The organism is Desulfonatronovibrio hydrogenovorans DSM 9292 (genome assembly GCF_000686525.1).
In the GTDB taxonomy this organism is placed as follows: Bacteria; Desulfobacterota; Desulfovibrionia; order Desulfovibrionales; family Desulfonatronovibrionaceae; genus Desulfonatronovibrio; species Desulfonatronovibrio hydrogenovorans.
This window is the reverse complement of the sequence record NZ_JMKT01000009.1, coordinates 371,457-389,777: the sequence shown is the minus strand read 5'-3', so window position 1 is coordinate 389,777 and position 18,321 is coordinate 371,457. Positions and strand designations below refer to the sequence as shown.

Annotated in this window: 18 protein-coding genes; 16 read left to right on the top strand and 2 right to left on the bottom strand. The window is 50.5% G+C overall.

All coding sequences use genetic code 11. The annotated features are described in order from the left end of the window. Positions 1 to 104: 104 nt before the first annotated feature. Both P771_RS0107300 and P771_RS0107295 read left to right on the top strand, forming a co-directional pair. Positions 105 to 452, top strand: a complete 348-nt coding sequence (locus P771_RS0107300) for a phasin family protein (protein WP_028574633.1) — start codon at positions 105 to 107, stop codon at positions 450 to 452. Continuing rightward, positions 452 to 2,104 carry an ABC1 kinase family protein gene (locus P771_RS0107295; RefSeq protein ID WP_028574632.1) on the top strand — a complete coding sequence of 551 codons (1,653 nt, stop codon included), beginning with the start codon at positions 452 to 454 and terminating at the stop codon, positions 2,102 to 2,104. The genes P771_RS0107300 and P771_RS0107295 overlap by 1 nt, the downstream gene beginning before the upstream one ends. Before the next feature lie 69 nt (positions 2,105 to 2,173). Here P771_RS0107295 and P771_RS0107290 read toward each other — a convergent pair whose 3' ends face one another. Next, complete coding sequence (locus P771_RS0107290) at positions 2,174 to 3,310, bottom strand: cysteine desulfurase family protein (protein ID WP_028574631.1); 1,137 nt, start codon at positions 3,308 to 3,310, stop codon at positions 2,174 to 2,176. A gap of 107 nt (positions 3,311 to 3,417) precedes the next feature. Beyond that, entirely contained in the window at positions 3,418 to 4,869 is a 1,452-nt protein-coding gene (locus P771_RS16830) for an integron integrase (protein ID WP_051617181.1), read from the bottom strand. A gap of 272 nt (positions 4,870 to 5,141) precedes the next feature. On the opposite strand from P771_RS16830, the gene P771_RS0107280 reads away from it, so the two are divergent. From P771_RS0107280 to P771_RS0107200, 14 genes are all read left to right on the top strand, one after another. Beyond that, a complete protein-coding gene (locus P771_RS0107280; RefSeq protein WP_028574630.1) occupies positions 5,142 to 5,873 on the top strand; it encodes a hypothetical protein in 732 nt (243 codons plus the stop codon). An 11-nt stretch (positions 5,874 to 5,884) separates the two neighbouring features. Beyond that, the gene (locus P771_RS0107275; RefSeq protein WP_028574629.1) at positions 5,885 to 6,406 is read left to right on the top strand and encodes a hypothetical protein; all 522 of its coding nucleotides are present in this window, start codon (positions 5,885 to 5,887) and stop codon (positions 6,404 to 6,406) included. A gap of 214 nt (positions 6,407 to 6,620) precedes the next feature. After that, positions 6,621 to 7,361, top strand: a complete 741-nt coding sequence (locus P771_RS0107270; RefSeq protein WP_028574628.1) for a hypothetical protein — start codon at positions 6,621 to 6,623, stop codon at positions 7,359 to 7,361. Positions 7,362 to 7,494: 133 nt separating this feature from the next. Further along, positions 7,495 to 8,268 (top strand): hypothetical protein, encoded by a 774-nt coding sequence (locus P771_RS0107265; RefSeq protein WP_028574627.1) that lies wholly within the window; start codon positions 7,495 to 7,497, stop codon positions 8,266 to 8,268. Between the two features lie 141 nt (positions 8,269 to 8,409). Then, positions 8,410 to 8,967, top strand: a complete 558-nt coding sequence (locus P771_RS0107260; RefSeq protein WP_028574626.1) for a class I SAM-dependent methyltransferase — start codon at positions 8,410 to 8,412, stop codon at positions 8,965 to 8,967. 876 nt (positions 8,968 to 9,843) lie between these two features. Continuing rightward, the gene (locus P771_RS0107255) at positions 9,844 to 10,092 is read left to right on the top strand and encodes an AbrB/MazE/SpoVT family DNA-binding domain-containing protein (protein ID WP_028574625.1); all 249 of its coding nucleotides are present in this window, start codon (positions 9,844 to 9,846) and stop codon (positions 10,090 to 10,092) included. Then, entirely contained in the window at positions 10,093 to 10,428 is a 336-nt protein-coding gene (locus P771_RS0107250) for a type II toxin-antitoxin system PemK/MazF family toxin (protein ID WP_028574624.1), read from the top strand. 722 nt (positions 10,429 to 11,150) lie between these two features. After that, complete coding sequence (locus P771_RS0107235) at positions 11,151 to 12,494, top strand: MATE family efflux transporter (RefSeq protein ID WP_028574623.1); 1,344 nt, start codon at positions 11,151 to 11,153, stop codon at positions 12,492 to 12,494. Positions 12,495 to 12,949: 455 nt separating this feature from the next. Further along, positions 12,950 to 13,441 (top strand): 2-thiouracil desulfurase family protein, encoded by a 492-nt coding sequence (locus P771_RS0107230; RefSeq protein WP_208595951.1) that lies wholly within the window; start codon positions 12,950 to 12,952, stop codon positions 13,439 to 13,441. Positions 13,442 to 13,489: 48 nt separating this feature from the next. Further along, positions 13,490 to 14,293 (top strand): arylamine N-acetyltransferase family protein, encoded by an 804-nt coding sequence (locus tag P771_RS0107225; protein WP_028574621.1) that lies wholly within the window; start codon positions 13,490 to 13,492, stop codon positions 14,291 to 14,293. Between the two features lie 80 nt (positions 14,294 to 14,373). Then, complete coding sequence (locus P771_RS0107220) at positions 14,374 to 14,754, top strand: VOC family protein (RefSeq protein WP_028574620.1); 381 nt, start codon at positions 14,374 to 14,376, stop codon at positions 14,752 to 14,754. Positions 14,755 to 14,958: 204 nt separating this feature from the next. Beyond that, positions 14,959 to 15,390: a GNAT family N-acetyltransferase gene (locus P771_RS0107210; protein ID WP_208595950.1), complete on the top strand. Its 432-nt coding sequence runs from the start codon at positions 14,959 to 14,961 to the stop codon at positions 15,388 to 15,390. 78 nt (positions 15,391 to 15,468) lie between these two features. Then, a complete protein-coding gene (locus P771_RS0107205; RefSeq protein WP_035244008.1) occupies positions 15,469 to 17,100 on the top strand; it encodes an alpha/beta hydrolase in 1,632 nt (543 codons plus the stop codon). A 190-nt stretch (positions 17,101 to 17,290) separates the two neighbouring features. Beyond that, complete coding sequence (locus tag P771_RS0107200; protein WP_028574617.1) at positions 17,291 to 18,256, top strand: pyridoxal-phosphate dependent enzyme; 966 nt, start codon at positions 17,291 to 17,293, stop codon at positions 18,254 to 18,256. Positions 18,257 to 18,321 lie beyond the last annotated feature (65 nt).

Here is an 18,321-nt window from a genome sequence, read left to right as displayed (position 1 = left end):
GACCTGGCTTGAGCATGAGTCTGCATAAATCTTTAAAGGATATCAAAAAGGCCGGGTCTTTGCCTGAAAAACAGGCATAATATTGAACAAAAGGGAGATTAAACATGATGGAACTATTTAAAAAAGGTTTTTTTACCGGTCTGGGCCTGGTGGTGATCACGGCTGAGGAAATTGAGAAAAAGGTGAACAGTCTGGTGGAAAAAGGCAAACTGACCACTGAAGAAGGGGAAAACCTGGTTCAGGATCTGATCAATAAAACTGAAAAGCAGCAGCACGAGTTTCAGGAATGGTTTTCAGGCAGTATCAGAAAGACCATGGATTCCCTGGATATTGCCGGGCGGACCCAGGTGGAGGATCTGGAGGCCAGGGTGTCCAGCCTGGAAGACCGGGTGTCCACCCTGGAAAGTCTGAAAATGGATGAAGGTAAAAAGGCCGGGCCAGGGAACAGTTAATGGACATTAAGGCCATAGCCCACCTGGGCCGCTTCAGGCAGATTGTAAGCACCCTGGTCAAGTATGGTTTCGATGATATAGTGGACCGCCTGGAGATACCTGGCCGCAAGTATCTTGAAAAGATCCGGGTCCATGATACTCATCTCAATACCTGGGAGAGGATGCGCATGGTCCTGGAGGAGCTGGGTCCGACCTTTATCAAATGCGGCCAGATCCTTTCCCAGCGGGCTGACCTTCTGCCGGAAGAACTCCTGGATGAGCTGCGCAAGCTCCAGGATGACGTGCCTCCCGAGGCTTTTGCCGAGATCAGGAAGGTCATTGAAGACAGCTTTAAAAAACCCCTGGATGCTGTTTTCCAGGAATTTGAACAGACCCCCCTGGCTGCAGCCTCCCTGGCCCAGGTCCATAAGGCCAGACTGGCTGGAACCGGACAGGAAGTAGCAGTCAAGGTCCAGCGTCCGGACATTGCCCAGACCATAAAAAACGACATGGACATCCTGGAAAAGATCGCCATCCGCCTGGACGGCCGTCTGGAAACCTTCAAGGTCTATAACCTTCCCCAGCTGGTCCGGCGGATCAGAAAGCTCATGCTCCAGGAGCTGAATTTTACCCGGGAGATGAGGACCATGCAGGTGGTCCGGTCCACTGTGAAAAACGAAACCGGGATCATGGTCCCTGAGGCCTATCCCGAGTACTGCAATCAGGTGGTCATCACCATGGAGCTGGCCAGGGGCAGCAAGATGCGGGATGTGGACATATCTTCCCTGAAACGCAGGGCCACCCTGGCTAAAAGGGGGCTGGCCCTGTCCCTGCGCCAGGTCCTGGAACACGGCTTTTTCCATGCTGATCCCCATCCGGGCAATTTTTTGATTGATGAGGATGAAAACCTGATCCTCCTGGACTGGGGAATGGTGGGCAGACTCACGGACAAGGTCCGGTTCGAGCTCATTGATCTCATCTCAGCAGTGGTGGAAAACGACGTGGAAATAATCACCGATATCCTGCTGGGATTCACCATTGGCCGGGAAAAGGTGAACCGGGACATCCTCCAGAACGAGGTCCTGGAGGTGATCAGCCTGTTCACCAGGATGCCCCTGAAAGAGGTCAATCTGGGCCAGCTCCTTTTGGAGCTGACCTCCATCCTCAGAGCCCATGGCCGGGTCCTGACCACTGATCTGTCCATCATGATCAAGGCCCTGATTACAGCTGAAGGCACAGCCAGGATGCTCTATCCTGATCTGGATGTAATCCGGGAGGCTGAGCCCCTGGTCAACCGGCTGAGCAGGAGCAGGTTCAGTGCTGCCAATCTGATCAAGGTCATTCACCGCAATATCCGGCATATCTTTCGTTTTCAGCACGAATTTCCCAGACAGGCCCTGGGTATTGTCAGCAAGCTGGATAAAGGTGAGCTGGCCATCAGGTTCCAGCATGAAAACCTTGAAGGAATGCAGTCCACCATGGAAAGGGTGATCAACCGTCTGGTGGTGGGTATTGTTACTGGAGCTCTTTTTCTGGGGTCGAGCATGGTCATTCTGGCTGACACTGGACCCAGGCTCTGGGGCTATCCCACCCTGGGGGTGATCGGGTATATTGTGGGTCTGTTTCTAAGTATCCGGCTGGTCATAGCCATGATCAGGTCCAGGAAAAAGTGAAGCCTGGTACAGTATCCCCAGCCTGGTGGATGCCGGGTCTGAACTCATCCTTCAGCCTGAATCAGCCTGTTACCGGGCTCTTGACCTGAGAAACTCTTTGAACACCCAGTCCAGCCGGGTCAACAGTTCTTTAATATCCTGTTCTGAAGTCATCCGGCCCCAGGAGAACCTGATGGTTCCCAGTCCATAGTCAGGATCAACCTTCATGGCTTGCAGGACTGAACTCATTTTCTGGGTATTGCCGTGGCAGGCTGCTCCGGCTGAGGCAGACAGGCTGGAGGCGATCATGCCGGACAGGATATCTCCGGCCAGGCAGCCTCTGAATCCTATGGACATGGTCCCGGGCAGTCTGGGAGCTTTTTCAGCGTGAAGCACAAAATCAGGATGGATCCGGGCCAGGCCGGTGATGAATGCTTTGCCCAGGGCCTGCTGCCGGACTGCTTCCTGGTCAAGGTCTTCAGCCAGTCTAGCGGCCCGGCCCAGCCCGGCCAGATAAGGGATGTTTTCCGTTCCAGGGCGAAGGCCTTTTTCCTGGCCTCCACCAAAAAAGAGCGGTTTTAACAGGCCTGGCTGACGCATGAACAGTGCCCCAACTCCTTTGGGCGCATACATCTTGTGTCCGGCCAGGGTCAAAAAGTCCACGCCAAGCTCATTTACGTCCACTTCAATCTTGCCCACGGCCTGGGCTGCATCAGTATGCAAAAGCACTTTTTGGGGTTCCAGCCTGGAAGCGATTTCAGCTACAGGCTGGATAGTACCCACTTCATTATTGGCCAGCATGATGCTGATCAGCCGGGTTTTATCCGTGACCAAACTTAAGACCTGATCCGGATCAACCAGACCGTTTTTATTAACCGGGGCTATTTTCAGAATTATTCCCTTTTTAACCAGTTCATGGGCTGGCTGGGAAATAGAAGGGTGCTCAACAGCTGAAATGATCAGTTCATGGCCTGGTTCAAGCAGGCCGGACAGGACCAGGTTGTTGGATTCTGTGGCGCAGGAGGTGAAATATACCTGGTCTGGCCCGGCCTTGATCAGTCTGGCCAGGTTTTGTCTGGCCAGATCAACTGCTCTTCTGGCTTCAAGGCCGTGCATATGTCCGCAGCCAGGGTTGCCGAATTTGTCAGTGAAATAGGGGAGCATGGCCTGGACTACGTCTTTATGGACCGGGGTGGTGGCGTTGTAGTCAAAATAAAGTGGTTTCATGGTGGGTCTAATCTGCCCTGAAAGCTTGGGTTTTTCAAGGGCTGGTTAATAATGGACCAGCAGGGGGATGTCTAGGGAGAAGCGCAGCAGACCGGACGCTCTTTGAACTAATGAGCTTGGTCATCATTCTGGGAGCCGGGATGATCTGCAAGCAGCTCAAACGGGCTGCGCACGCCGATACCGGTCTGTTTGGCGGTGTGCAGATAGATCTGGGTTGTGGAGATGTCTGCATGGCCCAGCAGATCCTGCAGGTCCCGGATCCCGGTTCCGCTGGCCAGAAGATGGGTTGCAAAGCTGTGGCGCAGGGTGTGCGGCGTGACGCGTTTATCAATCTGTGCCCTGTTTGCGGCCATGCGGATTGCTTTCTGAAACGTCGCATCCAGCACATGGTGTCTACGGATGATTCCGTGGCGATGGTCCCGCATCAGATTGCGCGAAGGCCAGAACCAGAACCAGGTGAATTTTTCCCCGGCTCTGGGCCACTTGCGTTCCAGCGCTCCAGGCAGTTCAACGCCTGCCAGAGCGGCCTGACGATCTTTTTTGTGCAGGATCCGCAGCCGTTCACGATGCTTTTGCAACCGCTGCACAAGCTGAGGTGGAATCATGGTGTACCTGCTCTTGTTCCCCTTGCCAAACTGTACGGCAAGCTGGAGGCGTTCCAGGTCCACGTCCTTGACCCGCAGCCGCAAAAGTTCGGATAATCGTAACCCGGCCGCGTACATCAGTTCAGCCATAAGGCGATAGGTTCCGTCCATGGCATTAAAAAGTCTTTTGCATTCGCCTGGCGACAGGACGCTGGGTATCTTTCGACCGCGCCGCGCTCTGGAAAAATCACTGAAGTCTCCGGGATCGCGCTGCAATACTTCACGAAAGAAGAAAACCACGGCATTTAACGCCTGAGCCTGAGTAGCTGCGGCAACACTCTCTTTGACGGCCAAGTCGGACAACCAGAGGCGGACATCATGGTGATCCAGCTCAGCAAGAGGCTTGGCGTCAACCGACATGATGAACCGCCTGCACCATGATCGATACGTTTTCTCACTGTTCCAGGCCATATTCTTTTCCCGAAGGCGCCTGACCAATTTCTGCTCCCATTCCGGCCCACCAAGATCAGGTGCTGCTGGCCCGGGCAGGTTATTCCTGGAATATACACGATATTCACCGACCTTTGGGGTGATTCCTGTTGAATGTTTCTTTGTATAGGGAGGTTGAACCGGATTTGTTTCATTGTCAGGTGTATAGCTTGACCTTGAAGCATGATTATCAACACCGGCTTCTGTTATTCCAGACGATGATGCCCCTTCCAGCGTACGCTTGCGACCTTCCAGATAATACCAGCGCAACGCTTCCTGCCGGATCATAAAGATGTCAGGGGCAAGATAAGATTTCTTCCAGGCCAGGTGCTGCTTAAAGATGGCAGCATGTGGTGATTTGCCGGTTTTCCGGAGCCAGTACCGGAATTTGACTATGGCTTCCCGATATGCTCGGTAACGATCTGGAGGAACACTGGCTTTCAAGACCTTTTCCCAGTCGTCAAAAATAATCACAGTTTCATCCATGGGTAGCTCCGAAGTCAGCTTTATGCTCAAAATTACAGGGCTTTTAGGCCACTGCTGCATAAGGATAACCTCAATATAAGCATAAAGCTGACCTGGTCGTCAAGGCGCAAATAGTTTCGTCATTTTAATGTGTTGGAAAATATGATTTTTGATAAGGGATTGAGTTGACAGAAAATACAAGAAATTGTTAATTAATTTTTGGAAAAATATGTAAGAGTATTTTTTTTGAATTCCGTATAATAACATTGTTAGATGCCAGATGAGATCAGTCGATGAACTTGCAGCAATTTTCTGAAATGGCCGACCTTGAGTCCAAGACAGAGCTTCAGAAGAGCCTATACTTGAGCTACTACTTGTTGAAAGATCGGGGCCGGTCGGCAGTTTCCGTAGCTGATTTGACTGCGCTATTCGAAGAATTACACTTTTCTCGTCCAAATCAGTCGCGCTTAGCTAAGCGGATGCGTCAGGAGCGCGCTTTTGTAAATGGCGGATCACCAGGCTCATTCAAGATTCACGCAACAAAACTTCGAGAAATACAAAGCCAACTTCCGACTGTAGGATCAAAGTCGGAAGAAATTCTACATGATGAGGAAGTGCTGCCAGAGTCTTTGTACCGCTCAACGCGTGGTTACATTGAAAAGCTCGCTGATCAAATAAATGCATCTTATGAGAGCAATATCTTTGATGGATGCGCAGTACTTATGCGTAGACTATTGGAGATTTGTTTAATCCTTTCTTACGAGAAATTAGGGATCGCATCTGAAATTAAAGACAGCGATGGAAACTATAAATTGCTACAGGCAATAGTGTCGAATGCGTCTGTAAATCAAACGTTGGCACTATCGAGAAACACGAAGACCTGTTTGGAAATATTCCGAACGCTGGGCAATTTCTCAGCTCACAAGATCCACTACAACGCAAAGCGTGCAGATTTGCAGGCAGTTAAGCAGGATTATCGTGCCTGTATCGAAGAGTTGCTCTACAAAGCAGGCATACTGAGATAAGGGAGTAGATAATGTCGGAAAAAGCAGTCGTTAGTATCAATCTAAACAGTGGGGAGATTCGGCTCGAAGGCTCTGAGGCTTTTGTTACAGAGCAACTAGCCAATTTGGAAGAGCTGCTTGCCACGATCGGACGTGCGCCCGCCGCCGCACAGGCAAATAGCGGTCAGCCGTTGGAAGAACCTGTTAATGAAGCCTCCAGTGTCAATTCAGAGACTGACGAACAGGCCGGCTCGCTCAATGTACCCGAAGTTTTTGGGGAATGGCTCCACTCGTTCAGAGACGATATATCTGATCAGGAAAAGGCCCTCATCACTGCATACTTTGTACAAAGCAAGTCGGAAGGGAATGAGTTTAAGACCTCTGAAGTTACGAAGTTTCTGTCCGATCACGGAATAAAGCTCTCCAATGCATCGTCGACTTTAAAACAAATCGAGCGCAAGAAGCTGATCTTTCAAACCCGAAAACCGAGCAAGATTTCCTACAAACGAGTATCTCAGGACGGCGTGAAGCATCTTCTATCGCTGCGCCGTTGAAATGGCATCTAACAACGGCTTCAACACGGACGCCGGCAAAGCCGGCGCCGGTTAAGCCGGGCGTTAGGCAACAAAAGAAGCATTTTTACTAATGGAAATAGTATTAACAATATGTACAGAGAATGGTGCCAGGTTTATTTTTCGCAAGTGGCGCACATTAACGAAGCGTTATGGATGATGGTGGCAACTAGATTGAAAAACACCAGGTGGAGCATTGAGTCCTAATAACAGATCACAGTTGGAAAGATTCTTTTTTGATGCATCAAATAGCCATGGAAAAGAATCACTTATAAATAACAAACTTCTATTTGATCTTAAGCTTGCAGCTGCAAATCGGGGTTACTTTCTTAACGTTTACCTTCCTGAAGTTGATCAGGATGGATTCGATATGATTTTCGACGACCACGACCTGGTCGTAAAAACACAGCTTAAAACGGTAATGAAGGGGGCTGGCACTACTAACTGGAATATTCATAAGCGAATATTGAGACCGACTATTGACCAGATTAAATATTTTGGTTTGGAACTTTCTCCATATGGTGAAGGGGTCGGTGGCGGCGTGATTTTGATTGAAATCGATGCAGCTCAGGATTTTAGTGTTAGATACTTTTATACAGACTTAGTGATACTTTGTGGATTCCGGGACAATCTTTTAAAGGTTTCACGTCCTCCGTCAAATGATACGATCTCTCGTTTTTTCACAAAGCTATACAATGGGTCTGGAAAAGAACGTATTTCTGTGCCTAAAAGCTTGTTTTTAGAAGCAAGATCGCCAGAATCATTGCTGGCTTTAATGGGACTGCACAATAATATTAGCACTTCAATTTGGCGCTTTCATGTTATGAATATGGCCGAACCACAGGTTCCCGCCAGGGATTTACCTGCTCCATTCGGAATGCTAAAGAAGCATGTTAATGAAGAAATCGAAAAGCTGTCTCCGAGAATCCAGAAGTGAGCCATAACAAAGCCATTGAATTCGCTCCCTTCGGTCGCCGGACCTCGTTTCACTCGGCCGTTTATGGCCGGCGTTAGGCAACCGATCATGCCCCATCACCAAAACAAATGGCTTGCGCTATTAGGTGGTTAGAATGCAAGAATTTTATTTTCTAGGGGTTGGCTTGGGCTCTGCGCTTGCGGTCATAGCGGCGCTGCTTACTGCCGCAGCAGCCGCGCTTGCAATGCTGGGCCCCGCGACAGAGAACAAGCGGCTCACGAAGGTGGGGGCATCGCAGTTCGGGGTTGTTGCCCTTGCTGCCGTAATCGCGATCGCGCAGGTAATCTTGACCAGTTCAAAGGAAAACTCTGAAGCATTGGCTCAGCTGACGGCTCAGAACTTGGTCTTGCAGCGGGTCGACACTTCAATTGAATCATTGAAAAAGCATTTGTTATGCATGCCACCATCATCCTTTGATCGAACTCCAGTCTTGTCAAGCGACGAGCTGATTCAGAGGTTTATCAACAAGCCATGCTCGGAAGCGCACCAATTCTCCGCCTCATCCGCGGATGCATTCGTGGACGCCGCTGCCGCTCTTGATGAGTTTGCCTCTATCCACTCCGGAACTCTGTCGGCCAAGATGAAGGACGATATGGCCCACTTCAGTCGACGGTCCGGTCTGCCGGAGCTTGTAGAGGCCCTACGCGCGTATTCTCCTGTTGAGGAAAGGTCCGGTGACATCTCTTTTGGGGATTTCTCCGACTATCTGGTTCAGTCAGAATATGGACAGAACAGGCTTCAGCACGTGTTCCTGGCCCTCACTGCACTGGAAAAACACGTTCTGGTTGAACTGGAAGAGACGTCTCGCCGTCGCAATCATCTGCTGCCTACTTGCACTGATCCGCTGCAAACAGACTGTGTTAGGTAGGCTGGTGTCTCCTTATGATGTCATCACGCGGTCTCGATGCTACGGTGGATAAAGACGGGCCTAACAAAGGCGTGGAACGCGACGGCTGCTTCGCAGCCGCGGCTCACGCCCCGCGTTAACCCATATAAGGAGAAAAATGAAATGAGTGATAGAGGTAATCGTGTATGCCCGGTTGAAAGAGCGGGCAGTCTTGATAATAGAATTCGGAGGTGGTTCCAAAATCCTCAGAAAATACTACGACCTTATATAAAAGAGGGAATGACAGTTCTTGAAGTAGGATGTGGCCCGGGCTTTTTCTCGGTAGATATGGCTCTCATGGCTGGCAAATCGGGTCAAGTGATTGCTTGCGACATGCAGGAAGGAATGCTTGAAAAGGTAAGAGATAAGATAAACGGCACAGAACTTGAGGCGCGAATTAAACTCCACAAATGCGAAGAGAATAAAATAGGCGTATCAAATCATGTTGATTTTGTTTTATTATTTTATGTCGTTCACGAGATTCCAAACAAGGAAGGGCTTTTTAATGAGATATGGTCAATACTAAGACCAAAAGGACAAGTCCTCATAGTTGAGCCTCCATTTCATGTTTCAAAATCAGCGTTTGAAGAAACTATCAAAAAAGCCAGAAGTGTAGGGTTTGTTGATACTAATGGACCGAACATGCTCTTTCATAAGACAGTGATATTGAAAAAGGGCTAACAAGGCGCTGCAATGGACGGCAATTCCGCTGCGCTCGTGTGTCATGACGGAAGACAATAGTCTTCCTAGCTGTATTAAAGATGAGGGTAGGCCCCTCGGTTTCGGTATCCAGATACTGGAACCAAACCGCCCTATGCGGCAATTATTAAGAGTAGTTGTCGTGAGTGATAGGGAAAAGGCAGAAATGAATCTGTCAGGTACGGCCTGAAGAGATGAATGCAAATGAACCACTGATGAGGTGTCGATATGGATAAATGCTGTCAAAACCGGGGAACGAGCGTATTTCCGGGACAAGTTTCGACGATATTTGGCTACGGGCGAAGCGGCAGCCGGCATGGAGGTGGCATGAATTCAGGGCAGGCTTTAGTACGGAACATGAGAACCTGTCGTCCTAGTGTAAAGGAAGAAGTGGCGTGTTAACAACACAAGTTTCTCAAGTCTCTTGTCTCTTATGGGGTCGGACCTATCAAGTTATTGAGTTGATTGTATAAATATCTTCTATAGAGTCTATAATTGGCCTTAGAACGCCCATTTCAATGCTCAAAAACCAGTTGTAAGCAAATATGCCCAGAGCCAACAGATTTTTTTTACCTGATCATGTATGGCATACCCCGGTGAAATAGTAAGAGATTTCACTGGGTTTATCCTGATATTTAAGGATGATGGTTAGGTCCGACCCATGAAAGATGAATCTGCATCGGAAACCAGGTTATTGGAAGCCGAGAAAGTGATCAAGAGCCGAACAAAGCGCCTAACATGGACTGCCTCAGTCGCTGGCGCTCCCAATTTACCGGTGAGCTGGGCGTTGGCCTGAAAAAACCTTGACCCTCAAATTGCAGGTGTATATACTTCGGATATACATTGGGAGGTGATCATATGCTTGCAAAAATTCAAAAATGGGGGAACAGCCAAGGTCTCCGTATTACAAAGACATTACTATCAGACGCACAAATAAATGTAGGCGATGACGTCAATGTCACTGTAAAAGATGGTGCCTTAATCGTCACCCCAGCCCAGAGAACCCGAAGAAAATATAATCTCAAGGATCTTGTGGCGAAAATTCCCAAAGGTTACCAAACTAAAGAAACAGATTGGGGGAAACCAGCCGGAAAAGAGGTCTGGTAAATGGCAATCTATATTCCCGAACAAGGAGACTTGATTGCCATTACTTTTGATCCGCAAGCTGGTCATGAACAAAAAGGACGCCGTCCGGCGTTGGTCGTCAGCAAGGATCTGTTCAATAGCAGCACAGGTTTGGCTATTGTATGTCCTATTACAAATACAGATCGCGGATTTCCTTTCCATGTACCTATTCCAAAAGCAAGCAAGTTGACCGGTTTCGTCATGGTTGAGCAAGTGAAATCAGTTGATTTCCATGCCCGTCGTGTTAAACGCATCCAGCGACGGAACGATGAGCTATTGTCTGAAGTCCTGTCGATATTGGATGCTTGTATTTATTAATAGGCCAACCAGACATTCCAGTGTACCAACATAGGTTACGTTTTTGTCGTCCGCACGTGATATAGAAGCACTAAAAACCAAGGCAATGGAAAAAGGAATTCCATATCAAACCCTGATAACCAGTATCTTACATAAATATGTCACGGGTAACCTGAAGGAAGTAAGCTAATAAAAACGTTTAACATGGCGCCCAACCAGACCGGCAGAGCCGGCTGGTTAGCGCACCGTTATGCGGCTTTCCGGCCGGAATCACTGCCCAAGGCAGCAGTTAGTCTGTTCCAGCTGCCGGCTGCTGGAAGGCCTGCTCTTAGGACTGGTTCTGCCGGATTTCCTGACTAATGTGCTCAACCCCAAAATCAAACTCTATTTCTGCCCATCTTTCCTCACCCCGCCTCCCTGTGTATGGATCCGGACTTGTGCAGACCACCATGCCCGGATTTACACAGTTTACTGTGATCGTTAAAGAAAACTTGACTATTATAATATCAGCAGGCAGTTTGCTTTATGGTTTGTGCCCAGCTGACTGTTCATAAGCAGGGCATGAGCTGGTGCCGGGTTTTAAGTAAAAGCTGAATAAGATAAGCCTGCTGAACAGGAACCTTGAATCAACTGTATTTATGACCATGATCATTACCCGAGTCAGAGAACTCACCTGCTCAAGCCTGGCTTCCCCTCAAATCGGTCCATAACCTTGTCCCTGTCCAGGGCATTTGTATCCACCCATGAAAAGCAATCTTGATAACAGATATCTCTTGGAACAGGGCCCGGTCAGCAGGGTCTTTCTGAAGTACGCCCTGCCAAGCGTGGTCACCATGGTGTTTTTTGGGGTCCAGACTCTGGTCGACGGCGTAGTAGTGGGGAATTATCTGGGGCCGGATGCTTTGGGAGGGGTCAACATCATCCTGCCCCTGTTCAGCGCAATCATGGTCCTGGCCCTGATCGTGGGCATTGGAAGTCAGACCCTGGTCAGTATGGAGCTGGGGCGCAGGAACCCGGCCAGGGCCCAGGACGCCATGTCCACCGGGTTTCAGGCCATGGCAGGGGTCAGCTTGATTGCCACAATACTGCTGCTGCTGTTTGCTGAGCCCCTGACCCGGCTGATGGGTGCTGAGGAACGGCTGCTGCCTTTTTCTCTGGCCTATCTTAAAGGACTGATACCTTTTATCCTGCCCCTGAGCTTATGCTTTTACTCCGACGCCATGCTCAAGGCATTGGGCCATCCCCGGTTTTCCATGATTATCATGTCGCTAACCGTGGTGATTAATGTGCTGCTTACCCTTTGCTTTGTGATCGGACTGGGCTGGGGTACTGCTGGAGCGAGTGTGGCTTCAGGTGTCGCTTTTACCATTGGCCTGCTGATTTCCGGCAGTATTACCTTCAATCCCCGGCAGCGGCTGTCCATGCTTAAAGGGCGCTTTCAGCTGCCTTTGTTGGGCCGTGCCGCTTACAACGGCTCATCCGAAGGTGTTTCTGAAATGGCGGCTGCGGTCAGCATCCTGATCATCAACCTCACTGTAGTCCGGCTCCTGGGGGCCGACGGTGTGGCTGCATTCACTGCTATCAACTACATTAACTTTACAGTCGTGCTGCTGTTCCTGGGTATTTCAGACGGCCTGATTCCGGTACTGAGTTATAACTACGGGGCTCGAAACTTTGAGCGGGTTAAGCGGCTGTTCGGCTTTGCCGCAGTTGTCAACTTGAGCATCGGGTTTATGGTGTTTATGGTGCTCCAGGTCTTTGGGGGACATGCGATTCTGCTGTTTTTTGACAGCAGTGAGAGTCAGGCTTTCCTGATTGCAGCTGATGGTCTGCGTATCTTTGCTTTTGTATTCCTGGTCAACGGACTCAATGTGCTGATCATTGCCTATTTTACCGCCCTGGGCGAAGCAAAGAGTTCCTTAATCGTTTCTGTGCTGCGGGGGCTGGTCTTTCTGCTGGCCGGGGTCACGGTGCTGCCGATATTTTTCGGCATTGATGGTGTGTGGACGGCAATCCCCCTGGCTGAGCTGCTGAGCCTGGGGGTGGCATGGGTGCTGATTCACAGGATAAATAAAAAGTTGTTCTGATATTTATCTCTAACTTGCAATTTATTCCGGGTCAGAGACTCTTTTTGATCATGGTGACCAGGCCTGGAAAGCCTTGTCCCGGGTAAAGGTCATGAATTTCCCCTGTCAGACTGCTATGTTTTCATTTGGGAGAAAATGAGTTCAGGTTTTTCTAACAGGTTGGAAAATATAAATTTTGACAGGGGCTGAGTTGACATGGATAACCAGAGACAGTTAAACATTTACTGGAAAAATATATGGGAATGTTTTTTAAAATTCCGTAAACCAGCCCGGTACCATTAGCTTGTGTCCTGGCGCCCAGAGACTGGCCAAAGCCGCATACAGCTAGATAGATGCATCCCTGACCAGGATCGCTCCAGGGTCCGGCGCTGATGCCTTAGCCGGGTTGGAGCGTAGAACCTGTAAGGACTCAACTGGTTTGATGCCAGGACAACTATCTTATATTCTGGAGTAAGTTGAAAAAAGTATTAATGAGTTCCTGTCTTTTAGGGGAAAAAGTCAGGTATGATGGTGGAAGCCTTGCTCTGACCGGCCAGATTATTGATCACTGGCTGTCTGAGGGACGAGTTGTTTCTGTTTGTCCTGAAGTTGAAGCTGGAATGAGCATTCCCAGACTGCCAGCTGAAATTTATAAGGGCAATGGAGATGATGTCTTAAATGGCAAGGCAAATGTTATTGAACAGGGAGGAATAGTTGTGACCCGCGCCTTCCTGGATGGTGCCTCCATAGCTTTGGACCTATGCAGCAAGTTTAAAATTGAAATCGCAGTGCTTGCAGAGTTCAGTCCTTCCTGCGGAAGTTCTTTTATTTATGATGGCGGTTTTTCAGGCAGAAAGGTTTCCGGGATCGGGGTTGCAGCTGCTTTGTTACGCCGGTGCGGGGTTCAAGTATTCAGCCAGCACGAGCTGGCTGACGCTAACAAGGCAATGCAGGCCACAGGCGGATGATGGCGGTGCCGGACTCTTGCCGATAGTGGCTCATCAAAGGCAGGTCAAGTGGATACAGCTGCTTATCTCAAACGTATCAGTTATGCTGGATCGCTTTTGCCCACTGCCCAGACCCTGGAGCAGCTGCATGTGGCGCACCTGCTCAGCGTCCCCTTTGAAAACCTGAGCATTCACTGGAAAGAGCCCATTGTCCTGGATGACAAAGCCCTTTTTGAAAAGATTGTTGTACACAGGCGGGGCGGGTTCTGCTACGAGTTGAACGGTTTGTTCTCCTCTTTGCTCCGGGCTTTAGGGTTTGATGTTGTAATGCTTTCAGGCAGTGTCATGAGTGATCGCGGGGAGTTCGGGCCGGAGTTCGATCATATGACCCTGATGGTCACCCTGGATGATCTCTGGCTGGTGGATGTTGGCTTTGGCGACTCGTTCCGGGAGCCTCTGCGCCTGGCTGAGCGGGCCGAGCAGAAGCAGGGACTGGGCGCTTACCGCATTGAGGAAGACAGCAGTGGCCGTCTGATTCTGATCGAAGGCAGTGCAAAGGGTGAGTGGAGGCCCTTGTACCGCTTCAGGTGTGAGCCGCACAGCTATAGAGATTATGCCAGAATGTTGCACTACCATCAGACCTCACCAGAGTCGTACTTTACCCGGCAGCCCATCTGTTCCTTAGCAACTGAGGAGGGTCGGATAACATTACGCGGGATGCGCTTGATTACCACCCGGGGCAGCAAGCGGCAGGAGCAGGACCTTAAGGGTGAGGAGGAATATGCAGATGTGCTGCAGACCCACTTTGGGATCAAAGCCTTGCCCGGCCAGGGAATGCAGCTGAAGGCCATGAGCCGGGTTTCAGCAGATTAAGTTGCGGGTGTTGACCGGGCTGTGGCCAAATCAGGATCAGTTGATCAATATTAATATCAATACGTTGCCAGGAGGTGAAAATGGATCCAAAACTCAAAAAACACGGTGTGATCAGCTGGAGCGAGCTGACCACCAGTGATGTGGATGCAGCCAAAACATTTTACGGAAAGCTCTTTGGCTGGAGTTTTGAGGATATGCCCATGGAGGGTATGACCTATACCATGGCCAGGGCCGATGGCGGAGAAGTGGCCGGGATCATGACATTACCCCCTGAGGCTGGTTCCATGCCCCCGGCCTGGACAACTTATGTCACTGTTGATGATGTGGATGCTGCTGCAAAAATGGCGGTTGCCCTTGGTGGACAGATTTTTGTGCCCCCCCAGGACATTCCTGAGGTGGGCCGCTTTTGCGTGATCAGCGATCCTCAGGGTGCATTTATTTCCATGATCACTTATCTGTAATCATTGATTGTTTGTAAGTATTCACCATAATCATGACCTGTCCGATGCTAATCAAAACCAGTGGTGAATAGATACGATTGTTTTATGCATTGGAGGCTTATATCAACAAGGGCTTCCAGCTGCTGACCTCCCTGATTCAGGCTGATAAGAGAGATGGTTATTCTGGACCATGGACCCTGCGTTATACTGCCTGGTGCAGGATGAATGAACATGATACGGGCTTTTGAATCATCAGACATGGATGAAGTCCTGGATATCTGGCTGCAGGCCTCCATCAGGGCCCACAGCTTTGTGGATAAAGAATTCTGGGCATCACAGGCAGGTGCTATGCGGGATAAATATATTCCAGCCTCTGAGACCTATGTTTTTATTCAGAATAAAGTTATCAAGGGCTTTTTCTCCCTTTATGGAGATTTTCTGGCAGCAATGTTTGTTGCTCCCCAGGACCAGGGCCAGGGCATTGGCAGACAGCTGATGGATAAGGCCAAGTCCCTGCGAAAGAATCTCTATCTGACCGTGTACCGTGAGAATCAAAAAAGCCTTAAGTTTTACAGGAAAAACGGATTTATCCCGGTCAGGGAACAGGCAGACCAGCACACCGGACAGCTGGAAATTTTGCTGGAGTACAGCTCATAGCCGGACAAGTCCTTTTTCCCTGATGAAAACAGATCAGACCTGTTAGACCCCTGGCTTATAATAAATAAAGACCTGACCATGATTCGTATTGGACAGCATTTTTCCACCATTGGCCTGCTTCTGGGCACTTCTTTTTTTGCCCTCTCTCTGACGCCCAGCCTGGTGCCCCGAGGGGACACTGTTCAGGGTGTTGTTTCAGGCTTATCCATGGCGGCCGGGTATGCAACCGGAGTGCTCGGGTGTGTGCTCTGGCGCTATTTTGAGCTGCCTTACCCCTCAGTCCGTATCCAGCGCATTATCCAGGCTGTTGTTGCTGTTCTGTGCGGTCTGCTGGCCATCAGCTTTCTCTTGCAGGCCAGTCAATGGCAGAACGATATCCGCGCACTCATGGGCATGGAGGAAGTTCCAGGAGTCCGGGCCTTGTGGGTCGGTCTGGTGGGGATGCTGGTCTTTCTGGTTGTCTTTGCTCTGGGAAAGCTCTTTGCAGCTCTCTGGAATTTTTTTTCGGGTCATTTACGCCGGGTTGTTCCCCACCGGGTCTCAGTGGTCATTGGCTTGCTTTTGTCCTTCTATCTGTTCTGGGCCATGATGAACGGGGTCTTGTTTTCATCTTTGCTCAAAAGTGCGGATTACTCCCATCAGCAGGTGGATGCCCTGATTGAACCTGAGCAGGCCCAGCCCCAGGATAGTCTGCGGGCCGGCAGTCCGGATTCTCTTATCTCCTGGGAAACCATGGGCCGTCAGGGTCGCCGCTATCTTGCAGGTGGGCCGGCAGCCCAGGATATTGCCCGGTTTACAAAAGAGCAGACCAGAGATCCTTTGCGGGTCTATGTTGGCCTGAATGCTGCTGAAACATCAAGGGAACGGGCTGAACTGGCCCTGGCCGAACTGGAGCGGATTGGCGGTTTCAACCGCTCCATTCTGGTGCTCATTGCCCCCACCGGCACAGGCTGGATTGATCCGGCAGGGGTGGACACCCTGGAGTATCTGCACCGGGGTGATGTGGCCAGTGTGGCTGCCCAGTACAGCTATCTGCCCAGTCCGCTGTCTGTGGTGGCTGACGGCAATTACGGAGTGGAGAGCACCCGAGCCCTGTTCCAGGCTGTTTACGGGCGCTGGCGGGAACTGCCAAAGAGTGACAGACCGGCCCTGTACCTGTTCGGGATGAGCCTGGGAGCCATGAACCTGGACCGTTCCTTTGATTTCTACGATATCATAGATGACCCCTTTAATGGTGCTCTCTGGGTTGGTCCACCATTTCGGATGGACACCTGGCGGGATATAACCCAGCGCCGCCGGGCCGGCACTCCGGAGTGGCTGCCCCGTTTCCGGGACGACTCAGTGATCCGGTTTGCCAACCAGTCAGGCGGCCTTGAACAGGGTCAAGCCCCCTGGGGCGACTTCCGGATTGCCTTTCTCCAGTATGCCAGTGATCCCATCACCTTTTTTTCTCCGGATTCCTTCTACCAGGAGCCTGCCTGGATGGGTGATCCCCGTGGTCCTGATGTATCTTCGGACCTGCGGTGGTTCCCCATGATCACCATGCTCCAGCTTGCTGCGGATATGGCGGCTGGAACAGCTCCGCCAGGCTACGGCCATGAGTATGCTGCAGAGCATTACTTTGACGCCTGGGTGGCCCTGACTGAACCTCCGGGCTGGGATGAGCAGTCCCTTTTACGGCTGCGTGAGCACTTCAGTGAAATTAGGTAGTTCTTGTCCTAAAAACCGGTCCGGGATCTTTTCAAGGGCAAAGGACTGGGCTGGAGTTTAATTGATCATGGTCGGAATCTGAAAAAACTTTTTACAGGAAGTCCAAATTCAAGACAGGTGGCAATCCTGATGGATTAAAGTCCATAAGCGCTTCCGGTCTTGTCCGGATTTCAGCAGAAAGGAAGAACAATTGACCAAGACCATATCTGATTGTCTGGCCCCTTATCAGCGGGCCAACCTTATTCAACTGCCTGTTATTATTCACAGGTTGCCCCGTGTGTCTTTGCAGTTCGGGCTGGAAATTTATGTTTTGCGTGACGATTTGACCGGATTTGGCCTGGGAGGAAACAAAACCCGGAAGCTCGACTTCCTCCTGGGAGATGCACTTGTCCGGAAAGCAACCGCTGTTGTTACTACCAAGGCCACCAGCTTCAGTCGAAATGCCGCAGCCGGGGCAGCAGCCTGTGGCTTGAAATTCCATGTGGTCCTGCCTGGTACTGAATCGGACCAGAATCCCTTGAGCCGGGCTGTTTTTGCCAAATGGGGGGCCCGCTGCCACTATGAGCCGGATAACAGGACAGCCCTGGACAACCGTTTGCAATCCGTGATTGCCTCTTTAAGGGATCAGGCAGAAGAGGTTTATGTTCTACACCCTGGAGGAAGCGATGCTGTGGGAGCACTCAGTTATGTAAGGGTTTTTGACGAAATCCGCCAGTATTCAGAACAGACTGGAGTCCATTTTTCCCATATTCTTCATTCCACCAGTTCAGCCGGAACCCAGGCCGGCCTGGTGGTGGGGCAGTGCCTGGCCAGGAGTGAGACCCAGGTCCTGGGCATCAGTGCTTCCAGGTCCAGGCCAGAGCAGTTTGAACTGGTCCATGAGCTTGCACAGTCCACGGCCCGGTTGCTGGGTAAGCAGGTGGACCCGGACAAAATCATCATTGATGACGGATTTGTCGGCCCTGGTTATGCCTGTGCTTCCAGGGAGGGCGAGGCAGCCTCCCAGATTTTTGCCGAGCTGGAAGGCATTCTGCTGGATCCTGTGTACACAGGCAAAGCTGCAGCTGCCTTGCTGAGCTACTCAAAGGACAAGCTTCTGGGCAGTGGTCCGGTGTTATTCATTCACACGGGTGGAAACGCCGGGTTATACTACTAGGGCTGTTCAGGGTGCTGCCCGGGCAGGCTGCTCCATCCGGAACCAGGGTTCCGGGATATGGGCTC

What these genes read in the sequence shown, in the direction of transcription:
- P771_RS0107300 (WP_028574633.1), top strand. Translation starts at nt 105, where the DNA reads ATGATGGAACTATTTAAAAAAGGTTTTTTTACCGGTCTGGGCCTGGTG.
- P771_RS0107295 (WP_028574632.1), top strand. Translation starts at nt 452, where the DNA reads ATGGACATTAAGGCCATAGCCCACCTGGGCCGCTTCAGGCAGATTGTA.
- P771_RS0107290 (WP_028574631.1), bottom strand. Translation starts at nt 3,310, where the DNA reads ATGAAACCACTTTATTTTGACTACAACGCCACCACCCCGGTCCATAAA.
- P771_RS16830 (WP_051617181.1), bottom strand. Translation starts at nt 4,869, where the DNA reads ATGGATGAAACTGTGATTATTTTTGACGACTGGGAAAAGGTCTTGAAA.
- P771_RS0107280 (WP_028574630.1), top strand. Translation starts at nt 5,142, where the DNA reads ATGAACTTGCAGCAATTTTCTGAAATGGCCGACCTTGAGTCCAAGACA.
- P771_RS0107275 (WP_028574629.1), top strand. Translation starts at nt 5,885, where the DNA reads ATGTCGGAAAAAGCAGTCGTTAGTATCAATCTAAACAGTGGGGAGATT.
- P771_RS0107265 (WP_028574627.1), top strand. Translation starts at nt 7,495, where the DNA reads ATGCAAGAATTTTATTTTCTAGGGGTTGGCTTGGGCTCTGCGCTTGCG.
- P771_RS0107260 (WP_028574626.1), top strand. Translation starts at nt 8,410, where the DNA reads ATGAGTGATAGAGGTAATCGTGTATGCCCGGTTGAAAGAGCGGGCAGT.
- P771_RS0107255 (WP_028574625.1), top strand. Translation starts at nt 9,844, where the DNA reads ATGCTTGCAAAAATTCAAAAATGGGGGAACAGCCAAGGTCTCCGTATT.
- P771_RS0107250 (WP_028574624.1), top strand. Translation starts at nt 10,093, where the DNA reads ATGGCAATCTATATTCCCGAACAAGGAGACTTGATTGCCATTACTTTT.
- P771_RS0107235 (WP_028574623.1), top strand. Translation starts at nt 11,151, where the DNA reads ATGAAAAGCAATCTTGATAACAGATATCTCTTGGAACAGGGCCCGGTC.
- P771_RS0107220 (WP_028574620.1), top strand. Translation starts at nt 14,374, where the DNA reads ATGGATCCAAAACTCAAAAAACACGGTGTGATCAGCTGGAGCGAGCTG.
- P771_RS0107210 (WP_208595950.1), top strand. Translation starts at nt 14,959, where the DNA reads ATGAACATGATACGGGCTTTTGAATCATCAGACATGGATGAAGTCCTG.
- P771_RS0107205 (WP_035244008.1), top strand. Translation starts at nt 15,469, where the DNA reads ATGATTCGTATTGGACAGCATTTTTCCACCATTGGCCTGCTTCTGGGC.